We start from the raw sequence: 20,796 nt of genomic DNA, 5'->3' as shown, positions 1-20,796 counted from the left end.
GTCTATAAACTTCTTTAATATGTCTTAAGGTAAGCTCGATTTCCTGACTCATTTCAAGCTGTAAGATACTGGACTCCGTATCTTCGTCATTTGCGAAGTTTTGCCAAAAGTGATCATCAATTATAAATACCTGCTCTTTCCCCTTTTTTCGCAACAACTTCTTAAACTCATTCATTGAAATGGTGAAAATATAGGAAAGGGCTTTATCGGATGGGACACCGCTACTATAAGCGATATACTTCATATAGCTTTCCTGAACAATATCTTCCGCATCTTCATGACTGCAGCCATTCTTCATCAAATAGAAATAAATCATTTTTGCCTGCTCATTATATATTTTCAACAAAAACTGTGAGTCCATAGTTCCTCCTTTCCAACGCCCTTCACTAATAAAGAGTCAATTTCTTAAAGAAAGTGTACAACATTGAAGAAATATTAGAGATATTATGTTGTTACCAGATTGTTTTATCGGATCCGCAAACTAATAAAATGTCTTGAAAGCCCTTAGCAAAATGCATGCATAAAAAAATCACCCGAACTAGTAATGAAGTCACCATACTCCATTCTAGAAAGGACGATTTTTTGTAATCACATGTAGCTTTAAAATAAAGTCTGATTAGACTCACCTCACAAATCCACAATGCTCGTAACTAAAAAGAATCAATTAAAATTTATTTCCTTTCATCAGATTCAAGAAATCTTATTCTATCCTTGTTTGTTGGAATCCCATTATTTACTTTTTCCCATATACCATTTTTAAATATTTCGTATTGTTCAAAGGCACAAGGCAATCCGTTTGCAACAGCTATGTCACTACTATCCATGAGTTGAAAATGCAAATGCGGAGCAAAGGAGTTGCCTGAATGACCAACTCTACCAATCACTTCTCCTTTTTTCACACGCTGACCAACTGAAACCTGAATTGATCCTGTTTGAAGATGGACTAATCCAGCATATACATTGGGGGCACATTCTATAATAATGTAGTTGCCAGCAACAGATTGTATGTCGTCTTGTTTCGGGTCGAAATAACGAGCATTTTTAAAAGCGTTAGACATATCCGAGAGCAATTTTGTTCTCGCTCGTTCTTTATAACCGTCCTCCGCTTGAACAACGATTCCGTCACAAGGAGCAAATACTTCTTTTCCCCAACAATAATAGTCATCTAAGGGAACTCCAAATAGCAGATATTGCGCCAAACTAGTGCGATAAGCGGGCCAGCCTTTTCTTTCCCAATCCACTTGAACAAAGTCATAAGCATATCTTGATCCTAATTTGTTTGTGCCGTGACTCGGAATTTTTGTCCCTGGCGTGTTCGCCTCTCAATGGAAACTCTACAATTATCTGCTCACGTGCAACAATCATCTCATGTCCCTCCTCTAGTGATTCTTGCTCAGCTGTATAGCAGCTTGGTGCGTTCACTGTTTTCCAAGATTAAGGTGTCAATCCATCGCGCGAAATATTCTCCCCCTTTCCGCAAGGACGAACAAATTTTTCTCATTTTAGCCATTTTCAAATCAGAACAGCAGTTATCACCACTCAGATGAGGATTATCACCAATTAGCTTCTAAACAACAAGTTTCCATTAGCAAATTGCATGCCATTGACTTCAAACGAAAAAAGTTAAATGGAAATGAAACACCTTGAGATAAATTTCAACATAATGGTCGGCTTTTGGAATACGGCTACCTTCACCTCATAAAATAAGCCAGGACGGGAAGTGTAACTATAACAAATGCAGTTTGTAGAAACGTCAAAACGATATCTTTCACCCAAGACCTTTTTTCAGTGAAACGATAAGCCATTCGTTGAAACACAAACAAAAAAGTCCACCAAATTACGAAAGAAACAAATATAAATTTAAAACTACCGTAATAATCAATGAACATTCTTGATCCCCCCTTCTTTGCAACTAAATGTACCACTTCGACAACATGGACAAACTACATTAATATCTCCCACTCTATATCTCAAGATTTCTCCTTCATTTACCAGCACTGAATAATCCGAACACACTATTACTCTATTATACCAAAGATGAGAAAAAGGTTCTGAACAATGCAAACAAAAAAATCGTCCATTCCGGCAAACGAGCTTATTTCATCTCATTCCGGAAAAGACGATTTTTTATGTGTGATTCGAATTTACTCTATTAACTTATAACCCGCACTTCAACTGTGCATTACAGTTCGTGCATGTGTTACATCCGCCCATTTCCTCGACGGTTCCTTGTCTACATACTGGGCATGTATCGCCGACTTCGGATCCGATTGTGACGTTTGTCGAACGCAAGTCCTGAATCGTATTCACGAGTACAACTTTTCGTTGTTCGACAGTCTCTTCTACATAATCGGAGTCCATTTCGTTCTCTTCGGCTTTCAGCGTGAGCACTTGTGAGTCACGGCTGCCATCGACATACACAGTGCCGCCTTTCGCTCCGCCTTTATAAAGACGCTCGTAGACGCTTTCCACTTGTTCGACTGTATAACCACGTGGTGCGTTCACAGTCTTCGAGATTGAGCTGTCAATCCAGCGCTGGATGATACATTGTACGTCTGCATGCGCTTCCGGTGCGAGGCTCATTGATGAAATGAACCACTCCGGCAAATTGTCCGGATCTGCTTCTGGGTTTCTTTGTAAATATTCCTCCACGATACCCGCTTTGACCTCGATGAATTTTCCTAGACGGCCGCTGCGGTAATAGGTAAAGGAAAAATATGGTTCTAACCCGGTAGAAACGCCAACCATGGTTCCAGTGGATCCCGTCGGAGCAACAGTTAGTAGATGCGAGTTTCTAATGCCGTGTTCGAGAATTGCTTCACGGATATCCTCCGGCATTTTTTTCATGAAGCCTGTATTGATGAAAGCTTCTCGAAGGGCTTTAGTTTCCTCGTCCGTCTTGCCGATAAGGAATGGGAAGCTTCCCTTCTCTTTTGCAATCTCGATTGATTCACGGTAAGCCGTTGTTGCAATCGTTTCGAATACTTTATCGACAAGTTCGTTGCCTTCTTCTGAACCATATTCTTTTTCACAGTAGATCAGTAGATCAGCAAGTCCCATGACACCAAGTCCGACACGGCGTTCGCCGAGGGCTTGCACTTTATTTTCTTCAAGGAAATAAGGTGTCGCATCGATGACGTTGTCTTGCATACGGACACCGACACGTACGGTTTCTTTCAGTTTCTCATAGTTTACTGTTTTCGATTCTTTATCAGCAAATTCAGCAAGGTTTACAGCAGCTAAATTACAGACACTGTAAGGAGCAAGTGGTTGCTCACCACACGGGTTTGTCGCTACGACTTGCTGACCGTATGCTTTTGCATTCGTTTCGTTGTTTGCATTGTCGATAAAGAAAATACCCGGTTCTGCAGAGTATGTTGCACAAATGTTAATAAGATCCCATAGTGCACGCGCTTTGATTGTCCGGTAAACCCGGACTTCAAATCCTTTTCGCTCCCATTCTCTAACATCGCCGACTTTATGCCATTCTTCATTATACGTCACCATTTCTTCAGGTGAATATTTTTCAACTGCTGGGAATCGAAGTTCATAATCAGCGTCTTGCTCTACTGCTTTCATGAAATCATCTGTCAAAGTGACTGAAATATTAGCACCTGTGAGGAATTCCGGATTGTTAACGGAATAAGTTCCTCCGTCACGCAATTTCGTTTCAGCGTCTCTTAGGATCGCTTCGTTGAAACCACCCATACCAGGGATTGCCCGATAGTTCAGGATTCCTTGGTACATCGCTTCTTCTTGTACAGTAAGCGGTTTGAATTTCAGTTTTTCATTTGCGAGTTTCTTGATCAATTCGTCTTCTGTATTTTCAATAAGATAACGCAGAATCCTAGGATTTTGCATTTTCGAAATGATGAATTCGTAAATGTCAGGATGCCACCTTGTACCGTCCTTTTCAGGATATTTCTCTGCATGTAGCAGACGGAGTAGACTATATCATCACCCTCAGCTTTACCTGTTAGGGGTCGGGCGCTTCGGGAAGAACTGTACTTCCCTACTCTACTTACATTCCAATTGAATGTTTTCGATAGTCGTTGAACCTTCACCTTAAACGGTGCTTGGCTGCGGATTGTCCAATGCCATTAATTTTTAAGCATTCACGCTCACCGTTTCCGGTCACGTTGTAGCTTAATGGCCTCTAAGGAGTTTTTCGCAATTCACCCGATTTTCTAGTCATCCATTGTCTGGACGACGCGGACTAGCATTTTTGTTTAATCCGCCAACATAATCATTTGTGCTCCACGCTATTTGTTACACTCTCTATTCGGAGAGGGTTGGGTCATTTCTGCCCAACTCTCATGCTTTCACATGAGATCAGACTATCTCATCAAAGATGAAAATATATCATACTTACGAATTAACTTGATGTCTCCATGCTGATAAAGTAGAGGATAGATTGCTTTTAGCTCTCTTAAACTACTTAAGTACAAATCAGAACAACCTTTTTTCTTCGTTAGAGAATTAACATTCCTGGCAAATCCTTGGGTTTTTAAAAAAATAAGAATGTCTTCTAATATTTCATGGTTACCCGTAAAGCCCATTCTTGCTTTTAGATAACCATTTCGTTTATACACCCTAATATGACCATCCGCATCAAAAAAACCTCTTAAAAAAGCCCATTGAAGTTCCTTATCATTAAAAAAGATAAATTGTTCTTTGCCGGTCTTATTAGGTGTAATTCCAAGGTTTATTAAGTCATTCGCCATTTTTGTTGAATTAATCACCAATGAATATTTATGTTGTTCGTTTATTACACATTTCTTTCGAAACTTAACTGCATTTTCCATATTAAGTTCCCGTGCAATGTCCTTAAGAAGTTGATAATCTTTTGCAGCAAGTGTAATATTTATCCTTTTGGATTTTCCTCTATCCAATATTGTTCCATCCCCAAGAATAAATCCAACTACATAAGCTTGGTTCGCTGTTTTAATCTCTTTAAAATAATCTTCATCGTATTGATAAATCTTATTTTTCAATTTACCAGCTTGCCCGGGAGTTCTTGGTTGAAAAAAATGTAATTCTTTATTCCAACGAAGAATAGTCCCTCGAGATAAATCCAGCTTCTTAGCGATTTCCACTTGGCTGAAGCCCTCTGCATGGAGTTTCGTAATTATTTTTATCAATTCATCTTTGTCCTGCGCCCCATAACGACGTTGCCGTTTGTCATGGTTTACTTCTTCCATTGCATCCAAGTTATCCACCATCCATTCGAATGAATACTCTTTAAAGCTTTAGGAAGTTTCAATAGTCGTTGAACGTTGATCTTCGTTTCCAAAGACCCTTCGCTGCTGATTGCCCAATCCTTATTTTTTTCAAACCATCACGCCCACCATTACTAGTCACGTTGTGGTAAATAAGGCTCTAAGGGGGTTCCAGCAATTCACAGGATTTTAATCCCGCCGTGTATCGGTTAACGGGATCCACCTTGTTCAACAAGATGTGTCAATTTCGCGATGTCATCCAACCATGATACTGAACCGGAAGATTTTCCGTTGACGCCGCGCGCCAATGTATTGCGTGGTCGCAATGTGGAACCATTCGTTCCGACGCCGCCGCCACGGCTCATGATCTCCATCACTTGTTTACGATGATCCGAAATGCCTTCGCGGGAATCCGCAACAAACGGCATGACGTAACAGTTGAAAAATGTCACTTCCGTGTCTGACCCTGCACCATATAACACACGCCCCGCCGGGATGAAGTTCATATTAGACAGTTGTCCATAAAATCGATTGAAAGAGGTTTCGCGTTGCTCTTCTGTCTTTTCAACTGACGCGAGACCAGTCGCATTCCTTTTGGCAATCTGTTCATAAAAGACTTCAAGCGGCTTTTCAATAACGTCGATCGGTCTCGTAATAATTCCTGTTTCCATACTCTCAGGATTATCGATTGCACTGCGGTATTCCTTTTCAATCCAAATATCCGCTTTTCTATTTTCTTTATCAAGAGCTGTGATGAACCCAAGACCTCTCGCCGGGAATTTCGGATCTTCCTTCACTGTTAAGACGACGAAATCACCGACTTTCAGTGTTTTCTTTTCGATATCCTTAAAAGAATAACGGTCGATCATGACGAGGCGGGACACCCCGCTGTGTTCAATATTCATATCTTCTGTAATTGGATGCACTTGCGGGAATTCGGCAATATCCGCGTTCAACCGCAACTTGTCCAGAATTGGTTCCTGATGCTTTGAAACAACTAACATTAACGCATCCTCCTTCTGGTATATTTTCAGCAACACAACATGTTGTGCTGATTCTATTCCCTAATCTACTACATATTGAAACATCATTCAATATGATCATCTTTTACATTTCTATCCAAATGGCGCAACTAAGATGTTTACCGTCTAAAAATAGAACAAAAGTGCCACTGCTCACATTTTAAAAGTCCAATCTTTATTCGCATATTTCCTTTGTTCGATTTCCTTCACGAAAAGCAATTGTTCTGGTGAAAGCTCCAACGGATGGAGTTCAATTTCTAATGCCGCCTCAAAACCTTTGGCAAAGGCGCCTACGCACTCTTCCATCGAAATTTCCCTATCCGTCAATCGATCGACAGCAACAGCCTTTTCAGGAAGACTTCTACGCATTCGCTCTCTGCTCTCTTCAGAATCAAATTTGAACAAAGAAATCAATTTCTCCTCATCCAGACCTAATAAAATTGCGCCATGCTGCAAAATCACGCCTTTTTGACGAGTTTGTGCACTGCCTGCAACTTTTTTTCCTTCAACGACGAGCTCATACCAGCTGGGAGCGTCGAAACAAACTGCGCTCTTTGGCTTCTTCAGATCATTGTTCTGCTCCTCGGTGACAGGCACTGAGAATTCTGCATGCAAGCCGAGATTTCGGAACCCTTGCAACACTCCGCCCGAAATGACCCGGTAGGCTTCCGTGACGGTCTCCGGCATGCCTGGATAGTCTTCCGTGACGATTACGCTATATGTAAGTTCATGCTCATGTAAGACACCTCTTCCACCCGTCGGACGGCGAACAAATCCGAGGCCATGCTTCTCGACGGCTTCCAAATCGATTTCCTTCTCCACTTTCTGAAAGTAACCGATCGACAAGGCAGCCGGCTCCCATTCATAAAAACGCAGAACAGGTCCGATCTCCCCTCTGCTATGCCATTCCAATAATGCCTCATCAAGTGCCATATTGTAGGAAGGTGAACACTTTCCTGAATTTATGAAATGCCATTTAGCTAAAACCAAACTGAATCTCCCCCCTCCACAACAATGCTTTTCATTCTAACATCCCTTTGTTCATATGTGCTATTTTTTCACACACAATATCTCAATAGTACCACGAAGCCTTTTCTCAAATAAGTATTGATTTTTTATTAAACGTGAGTTCTGCATATTCTTCCCTTATAAAAATCATTCCCATTGAACAAGCGCCTTTCATTCTATATAATGATACTATATATCGAAAGGGGAAAAGTGGTTGTGAATTACTATGTTTTAGGTGCAGTTGTATTAGCTATGATTTTATATTTTGTCATTACCATGCTGCGTTTGCGAAAAGCAGTATCTAACTTGACACAAGAGCAATTTATCGAAGGTTATCGTAAATCTCAATTGATTGATGTGCGTGAACCGAAGGAATTTGAAGCGGGCCATATTTTAGGTGCGCGCAACATCCCATATTCCCAGTTCCGTCAGCGTCATAATGAAATCCGGCCTGATAAGCCCGTCTATTTATACGATCAAAATACCGGTAAAAGTTCCAGAGCAGCACTGTTCTTGAAGAAAAAAGGTTATACTCAACTGTTCCAATTGCAAGGCGGATTCCGCACTTGGACAGGCAAAGTGAAAAGCAAATAACTGAATAACGTCGTATGCAGAAATTAAGTTCTTCCATCGGAGGAACTTTTTCTATAGGAAAAAGATAGGAGACTTGAATGGATAAAAAGACTTTATTACCAATTGACGATTTTTTTCGAGATTCGCATCCTAATTATGAAAACTATGCTTTCATTATCAGGAATGTCATCGAGCGCTTAAATGAACGAAAAGAACAAGACTGGAAAATCATTCAGGCGGATGCACTCATTTCTCATGCGGAATCGGTCATTGATGAATTGATGAAAAAAGGGAAATTACAATTCGAATCGCTCGGTCTTGTCTATGGAACGCGTCCTTCCGGGAAGGTTGAAAAAACCGAGTCAGATCGTTCATTTGAATTGCGGGTTTCTGAAACATTGGAAAATCAATTGTTCTATTTCCCCGACTATAATATCGCTTTCACGCAAATGCTTTATTATGTCGACAGTGGTTCTACATGGCCCGAACACCATATATTTGCGCCATCATCCGAAAATGTATTGCTCTTCATCGAAGATGTGAACCGATTACAACGTGAACAGATGAAAACGACAATTACCTATTTAGTGGACTCAGAGAGCGGTGTTGTTAAAAAGAGTTTTGCATATGAACATAAGATTACTCGCGGCGATGTTTTTCTTGAAGACACGATAAAAAATGATATTTATCGATCCGTCGATGAATTTTTCAAAAATGACGGCATCTTTTATAAAGAGTACGGAATTCCTTATAAGCGCGGCATATTATTGCATGGAGCTCCAGGGAACGGCAAAACGACTCTCGTCCGTTCAATTACCGGTTCAACGACAGCTCCAGTGATCTACTGGCAAATCACAGAGTATACAGGCAGTTATTCTGTCGAAGAGGTATTCAGCACCGTAGCAAGGATGGCGCCCGCGATCCTTGTCATCGAAGATATCGACTCGATGCCTGAGCATACGAGGAGTACATTCCTGAACACATTGGACGGCGCACGGGTTCGAGATGGGCTCTTTATCATCGGCACGACCAATTACCCGGAGCGTATCGACCCAGCACTGATCAATCGTGCAGGACGCTTTGACAGTACGTACGAAATCCCCTCGCCGACGACGAAAGTAAGAAGAGCATACTTAAAACAATTGGACATTAAAAACCTTTTCAATGGTGAACAGCTTGACGACATGGCCGGAAAAACAAAAGGACTGTCAATTTCCCAGTTGAATGAACTATATATGTCCATAGCGATCGGGTATCACTATGACGGGAAAATCACCTATGATCGAAGGATTGAAGATCTTCAAAAACAGCATAGACGGTCTACAAAAGGTGAATGGGAACAAAACGGTTCCATCGGCTTTTAATACACATTTTAAAAGGAGAGCCCCAAGTCGGGACTCTCCTCTTTTCATTGCTATTCTCAAGCATTTACAAGCTCTTCTTCTTTTACATAACGCAGAACCGGTTGACGGGCCGCTTTCGTTTCATCAAGGCGGTTGATGACTGTCGTATGTGGTGCTTCCTGAACGATTTCAGGGTTCTCATCGACTTCCTTAGCAATTTGGATCATTGCATCGATGAACGAATCAAGCGTTTCCTTTGATTCCGTTTCTGTCGGCTCAATCATCATTCCCTCTTCAACATTCAACGGGAAGTAAATTGTAGGTGGATGGAAGCCGAAGTCTAGCAGACGTTTCGCCATATCCAAAGTACGGACGCCCAATTTCTTTTGGCGACGGCCGGACAAGACAAATTCATGCATACAATGCTGTTTGTATGGAAGGTCGAAATACGATTCCAGTTTGCGCATCATATAGTTCGCATTCAATACAGCATACTCAGTTACAGCTTTCAAGCCATCTGGCCCCATGGAACGGATATATGTGTATGCGCGTAAATAGATGCCGAAATTACCGTAAAACGGCTTCACTCGGCCGATTGATTGCGGGCGATCATATTCGAACGTATATTGATCGTCTTTTTTTACGAGAATCGGCTTCGGCAGGAATGGAGCTAATTCCGTTGTCACGCCGACTGGACCAGATCCTGGACCGCCGCCACCGTGAGGACCTGTAAATGTTTTATGCAAGTTCAAGTGAACTGCATCAAAGCCCATGTCTCCCGGGCGTACTTTTGCCATAATGGCATTCAAGTTAGCCCCATCATAGTACATCTTGCCGCCAACTCCATGTACGATTTCCGAAATTTCAAGGACATCTCTTTCAAAAAGTCCAAGTGTGTTAGGATTTGTCAACATGAAGGCAGCTGTGTTTTCATCAACCTTCGCTCTCAAGTCTTCAATATCCACCAATCCAGATTCATTGGTCTTGATTGTTACTGTATCAAATCCCGCAACAGTGGCAGAAGCAGGGTTCGTGCCGTGGGCAGAATCCGGTACAAGTACTTTTGTACGGTTGCCTTCTCCGTTCGCTTCATGGAATGCGCGGATCATCATTAACGCAGTCCATTCTCCATGCGCACCTGCAGCTGGTTGAAGTGTCACTTCATCCATGCCTGTAATTTCGGATAGATGCTGTTGCAAATCGTACATTATTTCCATAGCGCCTTGGACAGTCGATTCATCCTGCAATGGGTGAATGTTCGCAAATCCAGGGAAACGGGCAACTGCTTCATTGATTTTCGGATTGTATTTCATCGTACAAGATCCAAGTGGGTAAAACCCAGTGTCAACTCCGTGGTTACGATTCGATAAAGCCGTATAATGTCGCATAATATCAAGCTCGGAAACTTCAGGAAGTTCAGCAGATTCCTCCCTTACATAACCGTTCGGCAAGTGGCTGGATAAGTCGATTTCCGGCACATCAAGCTCAGGCAGACTATAGCCGATCCGACCTTCTTTCGTCATTTCAAAAATTAGCGGTTGGTTATCTTTATGCATGGGTAGCCTCCATTTCCTGCACGAGTGCATCGATTTCTTCTTTTGTACGCTGTTCAGTCACAGCAATCAATACATGGTTGGAAAGCTCAGGATATGTCAAACCAAGATCATATCCACCGATAAAACCTTTTTCAAGAAGTTTCGCATTTACTTCTTTAATAGGCTTCTTGACGTCAACGACGATTTCATTGAAATGCGCACCGTTATATTTCACGTCAAAGCCTGCTTTTTCAAATGCGCTTTTCGCGTAAGCTGTTTTTGCGATATTTTGGTAAGCAATCTCTTTTACACCGACTTTGCCTAATGCAGTCATTGCAACTGAGGCCGCAAGTGCATTCAATGCTTGGTTCGAACAGATGTTGGAGGTAGCCTTATCGCGTCGGATATGCTGCTCACGTGCTTGAAGCGTCAGCACATAACCACGTCTGCCTGCTTCATCTGTCGTTTCACCGACCAATCTTCCAGGCATTTTACGCATCAATTTTTTCGTTGAAGCGAAGTATCCGCAATGCGGTCCTCCGAACTGTTCCGCAATACCAAATGGCTGAGCATCTCCTACAGTAATATCCGCACCAAGTTTGCCTGGCGGTGTCAAAACACCAAGTGCAAGCGGGTTCGCTGATACGACGAATAAGCCGCCTTTTTCATGCGTCATTTCACCGATTTTCTGAAGATCTTCCACTTGTCCGAAGAAGTTCGGGTACTGGACGAGCACACCTGCAGTGTTGTCATCTATTAATTCCCCAAGCTGATCCAAATCAGTAACTCCATCTTTCTGAGGAATTGTCACGACTTCGATTGATTGACCTGTCGCATAAGCAAGTACAACGTCACGCGCTTCCGGATGAACCGTTTCGGAAATAAGGATTTTCGTACGACGTGTATGTCCTGCAACCATCGTGCCTGCTTCAGCAAGGGCTGTACCACCGTCATACATCGAAGAGTTTGCAATATCCATACCTGTCAGTTCACAAATCATCGTCTGGAATTCGAAGATGGCTTGTAATTCACCTTGTGAAATTTCAGGTTGGTATGGTGTATAAGCTGTATAGAATTCGGAACGTGAAATAACATGATCAACGATGATCGGTTTATAGTGATCGTACACACCAGCTCCAAGGAATGATGCATATGTACGAGCATCAGCATTTTTCGCGGCAAGTTGTGCTAGTTCCTTCGTCAACGCAGATTCGGACTTCGCTTTTTTTATATTTAGTTCGCCTTTAAAACGTACTTTTTCCGGAATGTCTTCAAAAAGTTCATCAACCGTCGCAACACCGATAGTCGATAGCATTTCATCGCGATCTGAATCCGTCATAGGAATATAACGATGCTTGAGCTTCATATCCACATTTCTCCTCTTCATTCAATTATCGTTTATAAAATGGTGTAGCAATTAAAGCTGCTTTCAAACGCTTGCCTCGGATTTCAACTTCGACTTCAGTTCCTACAGCAGTATGAACAGATGCCAGAAGTGCGAAACCGATGTTCTTTTTCAAGGTAGGTGATTGAGTTCCAGTCGTGACTTCACCGATTTCCTCGTCACCAACGAACACTTTGTAGCCAGTGCGCGGAATACCCTTATCAATCATTTCAAGGCCGACTAGCTTGCGAGATACGCCATTCTCTTTTTGCTTAGCAAGAGCTTCTTTACCGATAAAATAGGATTCTTTATTCAACTTGACGACAAAGCCCAAGCCTGCTTCAAGCGGTGAAATATCTTTTGATAATTCTTGACCATAAAGCGGTAAACCTGCTTCAAAGCGCAAAGTATCGCGGCAGCCTAAACCAGCAGGGACAACACCTTCCTCTTCCCCCGCTTTCAGAATGATTGGCCATAGCGCAACTACCGATTCTGGAGTTCCGTATATTTCAAAACCGTCTTCACCTGTATAACCGGTACGGGAAACTAGTACGTTATGTCCAGAGACATCGACATTCTCTTTGAAACGGAAAAACTTGATCTCTTCTAATGGCTCAGAAGTCAGTTTTTGCAATACTTCTTGCGCTTTCGGTCCTTGTAATGCAATCAAAGCAAATTCTTCTGAACGGTCTTCAATGACGACGTCCTTTGTCGCATGCTTCTTCATCCACTCAACATCTTTTTCAATATTAGAGGCGTTCACTACGAGCAGATAATCATTATCTTTTCTTTTATAGATTAATAGATCATCGACAGTCCCGCCGTCTTCGTAGCACATTGCTGTGTATTGTGCCTGGCCGTCCTTCAACTTGGAAACATCATTTGTTACAAGGTTCTGCAAGAATGCCAAAGCGCCTTCTCCGGAAATGAAAACTTCGCCCATATGCGATACATCGAATAATCCAGCCTTTGTTCTGACAGCTTCATGCTCAGCTTTAATGCCTGAAAACTGGACCGGTAATTCCCATCCGCCGAAATCGATCGTCTTGCCCCCATATTGTTGATAGCTTTCAAAGAGCGCAGTGCGTTTCAAAGTTTCTGTCACAGTCGTATTCCCCCTTGGATAAATTGATAAAAAAAGACAGAGGTCCCCTTTGAATTAAGAGAACCCCTGTCCGTGTACCTGAAAGTTTGACCTTGCGGCTTTCCTCGTTGGTGGCCGATAATGCCGGCACTCTCCAGAGATGCGTCATGAACGGGTCTTTTTGCCTGAGAGATTCATAACTTGAGTTACTTGCTCCTTCGGCGACGCCTAATGCGTGCTCTCCCCAATCCAATCATCCGCCATATGCAATTTATTGGTAAGTGTATAAAGTTTCGGACAACAAACTGTCCTTTCGCCTTATATCTTAACATTTCATATGTGGAAGCGCAATCCTTTTTAAAGCGGCTCGAAATTAACGAACATTTTTTATTTAATTACCGAATTTCGTTCGTGTTTTAATCATTCGAATTAATATTCATTGTATTTCTTAAACGTTTTAAATTGTTTTCCCTGAAAAGAATATGTCTTAGCCATCCTTAAACCTGGCAATCTGAAATGCTATATACTGTGTAATTTCTTTCAAGGACCTATTGGCAGTCTCGACTTTAAAATGAGCACTTTGGAGATACAGCGGCTTCCTCTTATTAAAAAGTGCTTCTAATTCACTTTTAGTGGATCTTTGGACGATCGGCCGATTTGTATCTGTGGAGATTCGCCGCCAAATATCCCGGAATGTGGAGTTCAAATAAAAGACTAACCCCGTTCTTCTCATAATTTCCCTATTTTCTTTACGCATCGCAACACCGCCGCCTGTCGCGATAATACAATATTCATCCCGGAATGTGTGTAGGAAGGTCGTTTCCATTTCTCTAAATCCTTCCTCGCCATACGTTTCAAAAATTTGAGGAATTGTCATTCCGGTCTGTTGCGCAATAACCGTATCCATATCATAAAAAGGCATATCCAACAAATTGCTTAAACGCTTGCCGATTGCGCTTTTCCCACTGCCCATAAAACCGACCAAATAAACTTTCTTCATATTTTAACCGCCTTGCCCCATTATCTTTGTTGTTTCATTCACATAATAAGTTTCAATTGAATCGAATGTTCTGTATAGATTACTATGCCACGAAACAAGGGTAAAAAGAAAGAGGCTAACGACAATTAGTAAAATAAGTGCAGCGGCTAAAATTGTCCCTTCTTCATTCTGGACTACGGCCAATGGCGAACCATTTTTCCCTTTTCCTGCCGTCAAGCATTTCCACCTCCAAATATAACTCATGTCCGTATTGGTTGAAAGACGCTGAAGATACATTCGTAAACATGGAAATATGGCCCCGGCCCTCATTACCAACTTTTTTACGTATGACCGTACTACTTCGACCGACCTCTATTTTCCCCCTTTCAGTGATAAATGAAATGGATTGGCCTCCCATTAATACATTAAACTCTTCCGCTTCTTTCAGCAGCGCTTGTAAATCAATTCCAAACAGCTCCCACTCTGTTTCATAATAATCTTTTATTTGGCGTTCAATGGGAGCCTTCCAATGGAAAAAGAGGACAAAAAAATGAAGAAATACCGCCATGATCAGCAATTGGAAAATAGATTCAAGAAGTGAATATCCAAATTCATTCTGATGTTTCATACGTCTATGCATTTCATGACTTCCTTTTCAAAGTTTCGGTACGTGACGCAAATGGAATTAGCCTGAATCGACCATCTATATACAGTCTGTTCCAACAAATTTTCCCCTTCTGTCAATCCATACGAGCTGTGAAGGACAGCGGCGTGGTAAGCAGTTTCAGCAGCATGCATATCTAGTTTTTTCATCTCCATTTGCGCAGACATATGAGAATACAGCGGCAATAACGTCCCGAAGATGATCATAAGTATACTGAGGGATAAAATGGATTCAGGCCATGAAAACCCCTTTTCATTGGTCATGGACGAGCACCCTCCCATGTTCCAATTGCAATGTTATCCGTTTATCACCGTTAGTCGTACGTACAATGACCGTGCCAGGATTGATGATATGCCCGTTCGGATGGAATTCCACCACGCTAGTTCGATGGTTGCCACTTACCCCATACATGCCTTCCGGGAAATGGGTCGTTGACTGCGTGACAGAAAGTGGTGCAAATAAGCTATATGACCTGCCCGAATTGTGAAACTTGATTGTTGTCGCCACATTATTCGCAATCGCATACGCTTGTGCATGATGGATCGTTGCAACCAGCGCATGCAACGCCTCATCTTCACTCTGCTTTTGAATCCAACGGTCGCCAATCGGTAATATGACGGCAGTCAGTACAACAACGACGCTAAGCACTAAAAGCAATTCAAGGAATGTAAATCCCGCTTGTCTTTTAGTCGTCATTTCCAGATGCCGAATCATTAGGGACCGAATCAGGACGAACTTCCCCGTCCACTATTGAAATTCCAGTTCCGTCAGGGCAAGTAGCACCACTAGGCAAATATCCTTCTTCTGTTAGCACATCTACCGTAGGAATCTCATGATGTTCCATCTTATATGCCTCCACTTGTCCTTGAGCCATTTTGACAAAAGCAGAACAACCCTTTTCATCGATTGTGCTGGAATGCTTTGCAACGTTCGGTATAGCGATCAAAACCAATACTGAAATGATGAGCAGGACGATCATCATTTCGATGAGCGTGAACGCTCTCTCTTCCTGAATAAACTTCACTTTTCCCCCTCCTTATAAAGTGTCAAACATCCCGTATACTGGCAATAGTAACGCTAGATAGGCGGATAGGATGCAAATGGCCAAAATGGTGAACAATACAGGTTGCAATACAGCTAACCACTTTCCAATTTCCTCTTCAATCAATTCTTGAAGGTTTTCGCTGTAAATGATGAGTTCTTTCGCCAAGTGACCCGTATCAGAACCATGTTTCGCATATGCACTCAAGTCTTCACGCAAGCCATCGGTCATATCAATTGCATGGTCGAAACTTTCTCCATAGACAACATGCTCTTTTACTTCTTTTGCAATTTCACTCATGATCGGGTCTACATTTTGTTCCACCAAAACTTCAAGGGCATCTTGCATGGATAAGCCAGAATGCAGCAGACTACCAATTTCTCCAGCAAAATCTCTTGTTTTCATTTTGGAAAAGAACTGCCCGGCAATTGGTATTCTTAAAGAAAATCGAATTTTCTTTGTCGGCGATAGCTTGCTGAATACGAACACCCCAATAACCGCAATAAGGATGCTAAACGTTCCAATACCGAGCATTACATCCGGGATTTTAGAGACGATAATAGGTAATAAGTTGACGAATCCAGTCGCTTCCTCATTCCTTGCAATCGCCAACGTTTGAAGATTCGGCAGGAAATAGTTTCGGAATACCACTAGCAAAATCCCCATGAACGTGAAAAGGACTATCGGATACAAAAGAAGATTCCTTAGCTTTTTCTTCCGTTCATCCGTTCGTTTTAACCGTTCAGCAATCCCTTTCAACGCTTCCGCCAATCTTCCGTCTATCTCAGACACGATAACAGGCAGAAGAGTACTGGAAGAAAAACCGAGCCTTTGGAGAACGGCCGTAGTCCCATGCCCTTTTTTAAAATCCGATTCTGTCTGTTCAATTAGCTCTACATAATGTTTTGTATGGTGCGGCAGTAAAACAACTAATCCATCATGAAAGGTGTATCCTTCGCGCAATAAAACAGAAAGTCTCTCTAAAAAAGCAGCTCGATTTTCAATTTCGTGCAAGGAGTTTCTGATAGACCATGTTCGAATTTTAACCATAGGAATTCTCTTTTTGAATGCCGTATTTTTTTCTGAGGTGTTCGATTTTCATTTCACGCGGAACTGCCACACGTTCACCTTTAATAATGCCTTCAGAAATCGCGTCCAATAAATCTCCTTGGACAATTTCAAAGACAGCTCCCGTTCCGCCGTTTTTTTTCTGAATGAGCCGTTGGGCAGAAATGCATACGATTGTCTGCCGTAACTCTTCCGGGGTGATGCCAAAATCCATCAGCCTATAAAAACAGCCTTCCGGATCTTTAGCATGTACAGTCGTCAGGACAAGATGCCCTGTCAAAGCCGCAGCAACTGCTGTCTTTGCTGTTTCAGAATCCCTAATTTCACCGATCATGATAACGTCAGGAGAGTGCCTTAAAATCGCTTTCAAGCCGGCAGCATACGTCATGCCAGACCGTTCATTCACCTGAATTTGAAGCAAATGGGAATGATTATTTTCCACAGGGTCCTCAAGTGAAATAACATGTCTTTCGAGAAGATTGACGCAGTGGGCTGTCAATGAATAAATCGTAGTCGTTTTTCCACTGCCGGTTGGACCTGTGACGATAATTAGGCCTTGTTGCTCTTCCGTCGCCCTCCGAAGTTTCTTCTCCCATTGAGGTTCAATGCATAGCTGATTCAACGGCATTATTTTGTCATGCTTTTGCAGTCGAATGACGACACTTTCTTTAAGTTGAATGGATGGAATAGTTGAAACACGGAATGAAAAATTTTCATCCTGTATTTTCTTGTGAAATGAACCGCTCTGAGGTTTTCGTTTGTCACTAATATCTAACGAAGAAAGGAATTTATAAAAGGAGATCATACGGGCCGCCAATTGTGGGGGAAATGAGCCGGTCCGTTCAAGTCTAGAATTCTTTTTGAAACATACGTCATAACGATCACGCAACGGAACAAGATGGATGTCTGTCGCCTCATTTGCAATCGCCCGTTCCAATAGCTCAAAGCATTTTGTTTCGATTAGATTGTTACGCTTGTCCATTGAACACCCCTCTTTCAATATCGAGGTGAAAGGCCGCTTTCCACCTTACAGTGAGTATACGATGAATGAATATAAAATGGAATGATTATACGGAAACTCGAAATAGAATGGCCAAATTCGGCAGATAATTAAATTAGAACCAGCTTTTTCGTCAGAAAAACAAATTTTCTACTGTTTTTCTACAATTCAGTACATCCATTTGTCACAATGTCGATCCGATAAGAGTTTACTTTTAGAGTTGCTATCCATTATAATGATTAGGAGATCTTTGCATTGTTTTATGTTAGGAGGGACGCACTTATGGATAACATGTTCAAGCTATGTGGTTTTTGGACTGGTATTTTCGCTGTAATGTTTTTCATTGGAGGGATGATGCCAGCAACCGTCATCTTTGTTGCCAGCACTATTTTCTTCCTGTTGCTTGGATATTTGAATCTTACAGAGCGTATGTATATGTACATGTTCGGAGCTTACCTAATGATTTTCATGGTAGGATTCAGCTATTATGCAACATTCATTCACGTACCAGGTGGCGGTCACTGATCGCCAAACAAAAAACCCGTCAGCTGACGGGTTTTTTACTTTTTCTATCCTGCTTCGGGCGCTAGAGGCGCCCTTCGCTTTTTTTCATTAAAATCCATTCAAAAATGGATTATGATCCTTTTCTTCACCAGGTGTAGTAGAGGGACCATGTCCCGGGTATACTATAAACTCATCATCCAATGATAATATCTTGTTATGGATGGAATTGAGCAATGTGTTTGTGTTTCCACCAGGCAGATCTGTCCTGCCGATACTTTGCCTAAAGAGCGTATCTCCAACAATGGCTACTTGTGCATCCGTAAAAATAAAGGAGACACTTCCAGGAGAATGCCCCGGTGTATGACGGACCTCGAAATCGAATGGACCAATTGTCAGCTGTCCTTCAGACAGGAACTTATCGGCCGATCCATTTTGAACTAACGGCAAACCAGGATATTTGGATGAACCATTAAGATCGGGATTCCCCAGCCAATCTTTTTCCTTTTTATGAACATAAACCGGTATGGAAAAATGATTTCTTACCTGATCTACAGCGCCAATATGATCGAAATGCGCATGTGTCAAAAGGATGGCTAACGGTTTTCGTTTCATCTTTTCAATTTCCGCAATAATCCGGTTCCCTTCCTCTCCCGGGTCAATTACTAAGCAGCCGCCTTCATTATAATGGATGATATAGCAATTCGTCTGTATCGGACCTAGTGGATATGTACGTACGTTTAACATCATTCACACCTCCCTCATTAAATAGTAATGGACTTGTGAAGCGATTTCAAACAAACGTCATTAATTTGCCTCGACAAAAAGTTTATTAAACAGTACAATAGAGAAGGAATATTGCTAAATCGGCATTCATTTTTTTTCTACTTGAAAGGAGTGTCTTCCACATGAACACGAGTATCATTCTAATGGTGATCTTCGGCCTAGTTGCGATTCTTTCTGTCGTCGGTACTGTACAAGGCTTCAAAGAGCGCAATATTTTAAGCATAGTCTTCAATCTTGCTTCTGCTGTCATCTTTGGCGGTTTTACAATTGCAACACTTGTATTCCAAGGATACCCAGCAACTCTACATTAATTAGAAATGGCGTACCAAAAAACATCCACTGCATAATTGCAGCGGATGTTTTTTCATTCGTTCAATTGAATCCACTTTCGCTTTTCTCCAGAATCAACCTCTATCAACTCATCAAAAGTATAACCATTTAAACAGCGATTACCCGAAGGGGAACATTTGAACGGCTCTGCTTCCAGTCCTTCCATAATCAGTTCGGAGCTTTCTGCTTCGTGTCGGTATAAGTTAAAATTCGATCCAATTTCATCCAACTGGCCAGTTTGGCGAGCGCCTTTGTAAAGAAACTGCCCTTCATTCGTCCATTCAACGTCTGGAATTACCCATTCCGAATAATTACTAACGGCAGGCATGTCCCAACTGGATAATATCGTACCTTTATCATTCCTAATCGAATACATGAAGAGATCCGGCTGCAGAGCTTGGACGATGAATAACGTATCTTTAAACGTATCAAAGTAAATAACATCCTTCTCTACAAAAGAAACCGATGAGCCAGTATCTAAATTATAAATTTGCATATCCCCGCCTTCAAGCGGATGGTCAGGAAAAAGCATATAGGCAATTCCGTTTTCGCCGGACCACTTAGGGAAAGGATCTTCCAATTCAATGATCGAAAGGTTTTCAGTATGTCCATCAAAGACAAATAAATCATAAGACCAGTCTTCATGAAATGCTGTGAATAAAATCTTCTCCGGGTCTAATTCATTCCACTCAATGGATAGCTCAGTCGACTCAATTTCCACCTGATGCTGTAATGATCCATCCGTGGAAATCACTTTAATAATTGCCGAATCAGATTGTTCACTCGTATGTATTAGTAAATAGTTTAGTGATGGATGAACATAGACATCAGTAATAAATGATGAATCTTCATAGATTTGTTTTATTTCACCCGTCTCAATATTAAAGGATTTCACTTGATACAGACCGCCGTTTTTTTCAACATATAAAAGTTCAGTATCTGAAAGCCAATCGGCGATGAAATGAAAGGTGGAGGGGTTTACTTTTAGCATTTCAAAAGGCGGTTCCTCCTTTTGCTTTTCAATCGATGGTTCCGGTTCTGTATCCGGCTGCACAAAGGAAGGCTCTTCTTTTTCCGAACATCCTGAAATGATTAGTAATAAAAAAAGCAAAAGAATAATTTTTTTCATCGCGTCCCCTCCTTTCTCTTTCAAATTATACTAACAAGTCAGCTGCTTTCCATTCCAAGCAATGGAAAGCGCTTTGCACATGATGTTTTAATAGAGCTTTACTTAGCCTCTATCCAATAAAAAAATCTG

General features: G+C 41.7%; 20 protein-coding genes, 2 pseudogenes and 1 riboswitch. Of the genes and pseudogenes, 4 read left to right on the top strand and 18 right to left on the bottom strand.

Annotation, left to right across the window (positions count from 1 at the left end; genetic code table 11):
- The 6 genes and pseudogenes from SLU01_RS13575 to lipM form a co-directional block, all read right to left on the bottom strand.
- Positions 1-361 (bottom strand): RNA polymerase sigma factor (locus SLU01_RS13575; RefSeq protein WP_281288397.1); only part of this gene is annotated, 361 nt, incomplete at its 3' end.
- Positions 362-671: 310 nt separating this feature from the next.
- Positions 672-1,241 (bottom strand): M23 family metallopeptidase, encoded by a 570-nt coding sequence (locus SLU01_RS18265; protein WP_281288396.1) that lies wholly within the window; start codon positions 1,239-1,241, stop codon positions 672-674.
- A gap of 916 nt (positions 1,242-2,157) precedes the next feature.
- Positions 2,158-3,897: pseudogene (locus SLU01_RS13565) on the bottom strand (vitamin B12-dependent ribonucleotide reductase); the annotation flags it as partial.
- A gap of 440 nt (positions 3,898-4,337) precedes the next feature.
- Complete coding sequence (locus SLU01_RS13560; RefSeq protein ID WP_246110988.1) at positions 4,338-5,201, bottom strand: helix-turn-helix domain-containing protein; 864 nt, start codon at positions 5,199-5,201, stop codon at positions 4,338-4,340.
- Between the two features lie 230 nt (positions 5,202-5,431).
- A pseudogene (locus SLU01_RS13555) lies at positions 5,432-6,223 on the bottom strand (ribonucleotide reductase barrel domain-containing protein); the annotation flags it as partial.
- Between the two features lie 171 nt (positions 6,224-6,394).
- A complete protein-coding gene (lipM, locus tag SLU01_RS13550; protein WP_507772825.1) occupies positions 6,395-7,231 on the bottom strand; it encodes an octanoyltransferase LipM in 837 nt (278 codons plus the stop codon).
- 270 nt (positions 7,232-7,501) lie between these two features.
- Between lipM and SLU01_RS13545 the strand changes: the two genes are divergently transcribed.
- Positions 7,502-7,843, top strand: a complete 342-nt coding sequence (locus tag SLU01_RS13545) for a rhodanese-like domain-containing protein (protein WP_246110987.1) — start codon at positions 7,502-7,504, stop codon at positions 7,841-7,843.
- A gap of 77 nt (positions 7,844-7,920) precedes the next feature.
- Complete coding sequence (locus SLU01_RS13540; RefSeq protein ID WP_147059218.1) at positions 7,921-9,186, top strand: ATP-binding protein; 1,266 nt, start codon at positions 7,921-7,923, stop codon at positions 9,184-9,186.
- Between the two features lie 56 nt (positions 9,187-9,242).
- Here SLU01_RS13540 and gcvPB read toward each other — a convergent pair whose 3' ends face one another.
- The 10 genes from gcvPB to comGA form a co-directional block, all read right to left on the bottom strand.
- Positions 9,243-10,721, bottom strand: a complete 1,479-nt coding sequence (gene gcvPB, locus SLU01_RS13535; RefSeq protein WP_147059216.1) for an aminomethyl-transferring glycine dehydrogenase subunit GcvPB — start codon at positions 10,719-10,721, stop codon at positions 9,243-9,245.
- Positions 10,714-12,066 (bottom strand): aminomethyl-transferring glycine dehydrogenase subunit GcvPA, encoded by a 1,353-nt coding sequence (gene gcvPA / locus SLU01_RS13530; RefSeq protein WP_147059215.1) that lies wholly within the window; start codon positions 12,064-12,066, stop codon positions 10,714-10,716. The genes gcvPB and gcvPA overlap by 8 nt, the downstream gene beginning before the upstream one ends.
- A 25-nt stretch (positions 12,067-12,091) precedes the next feature.
- Entirely contained in the window at positions 12,092-13,189 is a 1,098-nt protein-coding gene (gene gcvT / locus SLU01_RS13525) for a glycine cleavage system aminomethyltransferase GcvT (protein WP_147059213.1), read from the bottom strand.
- Positions 13,190-13,331: 142 nt separating this feature from the next.
- Positions 13,332-13,424, bottom strand: a riboswitch (glycine riboswitch).
- Between the two features lie 231 nt (positions 13,425-13,655).
- Positions 13,656-14,168, bottom strand: a complete 513-nt coding sequence (locus SLU01_RS13520) for a shikimate kinase (protein ID WP_147059211.1) — start codon at positions 14,166-14,168, stop codon at positions 13,656-13,658.
- A 163-nt stretch (positions 14,169-14,331) separates the two neighbouring features.
- On the bottom strand, positions 14,332-14,787 hold the full coding sequence (locus SLU01_RS13510; RefSeq protein WP_147059207.1) for a ComGF family competence protein: 456 nt from the start codon (positions 14,785-14,787) through the stop codon (positions 14,332-14,334).
- Positions 14,772-15,074, bottom strand: coding sequence for a type II secretion system protein (locus SLU01_RS13505; protein ID WP_147059205.1), 303 nt, complete (start codon positions 15,072-15,074; stop codon positions 14,772-14,774). The genes SLU01_RS13510 and SLU01_RS13505 overlap by 16 nt, the downstream gene beginning before the upstream one ends.
- Entirely contained in the window at positions 15,064-15,507 is a 444-nt protein-coding gene (locus SLU01_RS13500) for a GspH/FimT family protein (protein ID WP_170232717.1), read from the bottom strand. Before SLU01_RS13500 ends, SLU01_RS13505 begins: the two co-directional genes overlap by 11 nt.
- The gene (gene comGC / locus SLU01_RS13495) at positions 15,497-15,835 is read right to left on the bottom strand and encodes a competence type IV pilus major pilin ComGC (RefSeq protein WP_174842657.1); all 339 of its coding nucleotides are present in this window, start codon (positions 15,833-15,835) and stop codon (positions 15,497-15,499) included. The genes SLU01_RS13500 and comGC overlap by 11 nt, the downstream gene beginning before the upstream one ends.
- A 12-nt stretch (positions 15,836-15,847) precedes the next feature.
- Positions 15,848-16,903, bottom strand: a complete 1,056-nt coding sequence (comGB, locus tag SLU01_RS13490) for a competence type IV pilus assembly protein ComGB (protein WP_147059201.1) — start codon at positions 16,901-16,903, stop codon at positions 15,848-15,850.
- On the bottom strand, positions 16,896-17,903 hold the full coding sequence (gene comGA, locus SLU01_RS13485) for a competence type IV pilus ATPase ComGA (protein WP_147059199.1): 1,008 nt from the start codon (positions 17,901-17,903) through the stop codon (positions 16,896-16,898). Before comGA ends, comGB begins: the two co-directional genes overlap by 8 nt.
- A gap of 300 nt (positions 17,904-18,203) precedes the next feature.
- On the opposite strand from comGA, the gene SLU01_RS13480 reads away from it, so the two are divergent.
- Positions 18,204-18,446: a DUF2626 family protein gene (locus SLU01_RS13480; RefSeq protein WP_147059197.1), complete on the top strand. Its 243-nt coding sequence runs from the start codon at positions 18,204-18,206 to the stop codon at positions 18,444-18,446.
- Between the two features lie 87 nt (positions 18,447-18,533).
- On the opposite strand, the gene SLU01_RS13475 is transcribed toward SLU01_RS13480, so the two are convergent.
- Positions 18,534-19,169, bottom strand: coding sequence for an MBL fold metallo-hydrolase (locus tag SLU01_RS13475; protein WP_147059195.1), 636 nt, complete (start codon positions 19,167-19,169; stop codon positions 18,534-18,536).
- A 161-nt stretch (positions 19,170-19,330) separates the two neighbouring features.
- Between SLU01_RS13475 and SLU01_RS13470 the strand changes: the two genes are divergently transcribed.
- Positions 19,331-19,519, top strand: coding sequence for a DUF2759 domain-containing protein (locus SLU01_RS13470; RefSeq protein WP_147059192.1), 189 nt, complete (start codon positions 19,331-19,333; stop codon positions 19,517-19,519).
- A gap of 53 nt (positions 19,520-19,572) precedes the next feature.
- On the opposite strand, the gene SLU01_RS13465 is transcribed toward SLU01_RS13470, so the two are convergent.
- A complete protein-coding gene (locus SLU01_RS13465) occupies positions 19,573-20,667 on the bottom strand; it encodes a YqgU-like beta propeller domain-containing protein (RefSeq protein ID WP_147059190.1) in 1,095 nt (364 codons plus the stop codon).
- Between the last annotated feature and the right edge of the window lie 129 nt (positions 20,668-20,796).

Origin of the sequence: Sporosarcina luteola (assembly GCF_007991495.1) — a bacterium.
GTDB classification, from domain to species: domain Bacteria; phylum Bacillota; class Bacilli; order Bacillales_A; family Planococcaceae; genus Sporosarcina; species Sporosarcina luteola.
This window is presented reverse-complemented; position numbering and strand designations above follow the sequence as displayed.

Coding starts and splice junctions, on each gene's coding strand:
- SLU01_RS13560 (WP_246110988.1), bottom strand. CDS start 5,201: ATGGAAGAAGTAAACCATGACAAACGGCAACGTCGTTATGGGGCGCAG.
- SLU01_RS13545 (WP_246110987.1), top strand. CDS start 7,502: ATGATTTTATATTTTGTCATTACCATGCTGCGTTTGCGAAAAGCAGTA.
- SLU01_RS13540 (WP_147059218.1), top strand. CDS start 7,921: ATGGATAAAAAGACTTTATTACCAATTGACGATTTTTTTCGAGATTCG.
- gcvPB (WP_147059216.1), bottom strand. CDS start 10,721: ATGCATAAAGATAACCAACCGCTAATTTTTGAAATGACGAAAGAAGGT.
- gcvPA (WP_147059215.1), bottom strand. CDS start 12,066: ATGAAGCTCAAGCATCGTTATATTCCTATGACGGATTCAGATCGCGAT.
- SLU01_RS13520 (WP_147059211.1), bottom strand. CDS start 14,168: ATGAAGAAAGTTTATTTGGTCGGTTTTATGGGCAGTGGGAAAAGCGCA.
- SLU01_RS13510 (WP_147059207.1), bottom strand. CDS start 14,787: ATGCATAGACGTATGAAACATCAGAATGAATTTGGATATTCACTTCTT.
- SLU01_RS13505 (WP_147059205.1), bottom strand. CDS start 15,074: ATGACCAATGAAAAGGGGTTTTCATGGCCTGAATCCATTTTATCCCTC.
- SLU01_RS13500 (WP_170232717.1), bottom strand. CDS start 15,507: ATGACGACTAAAAGACAAGCGGGATTTACATTCCTTGAATTGCTTTTA.
- comGB (WP_147059201.1), bottom strand. CDS start 16,903: ATGGTTAAAATTCGAACATGGTCTATCAGAAACTCCTTGCACGAAATT.
- comGA (WP_147059199.1), bottom strand. CDS start 17,903: ATGGACAAGCGTAACAATCTAATCGAAACAAAATGCTTTGAGCTATTG.
- SLU01_RS13480 (WP_147059197.1), top strand. CDS start 18,204: ATGGATAACATGTTCAAGCTATGTGGTTTTTGGACTGGTATTTTCGCT.
- SLU01_RS13475 (WP_147059195.1), bottom strand. CDS start 19,169: ATGTTAAACGTACGTACATATCCACTAGGTCCGATACAGACGAATTGC.
- SLU01_RS13470 (WP_147059192.1), top strand. CDS start 19,331: ATGAACACGAGTATCATTCTAATGGTGATCTTCGGCCTAGTTGCGATT.
- SLU01_RS13465 (WP_147059190.1), bottom strand. CDS start 20,667: ATGAAAAAAATTATTCTTTTGCTTTTTTTATTACTAATCATTTCAGGA.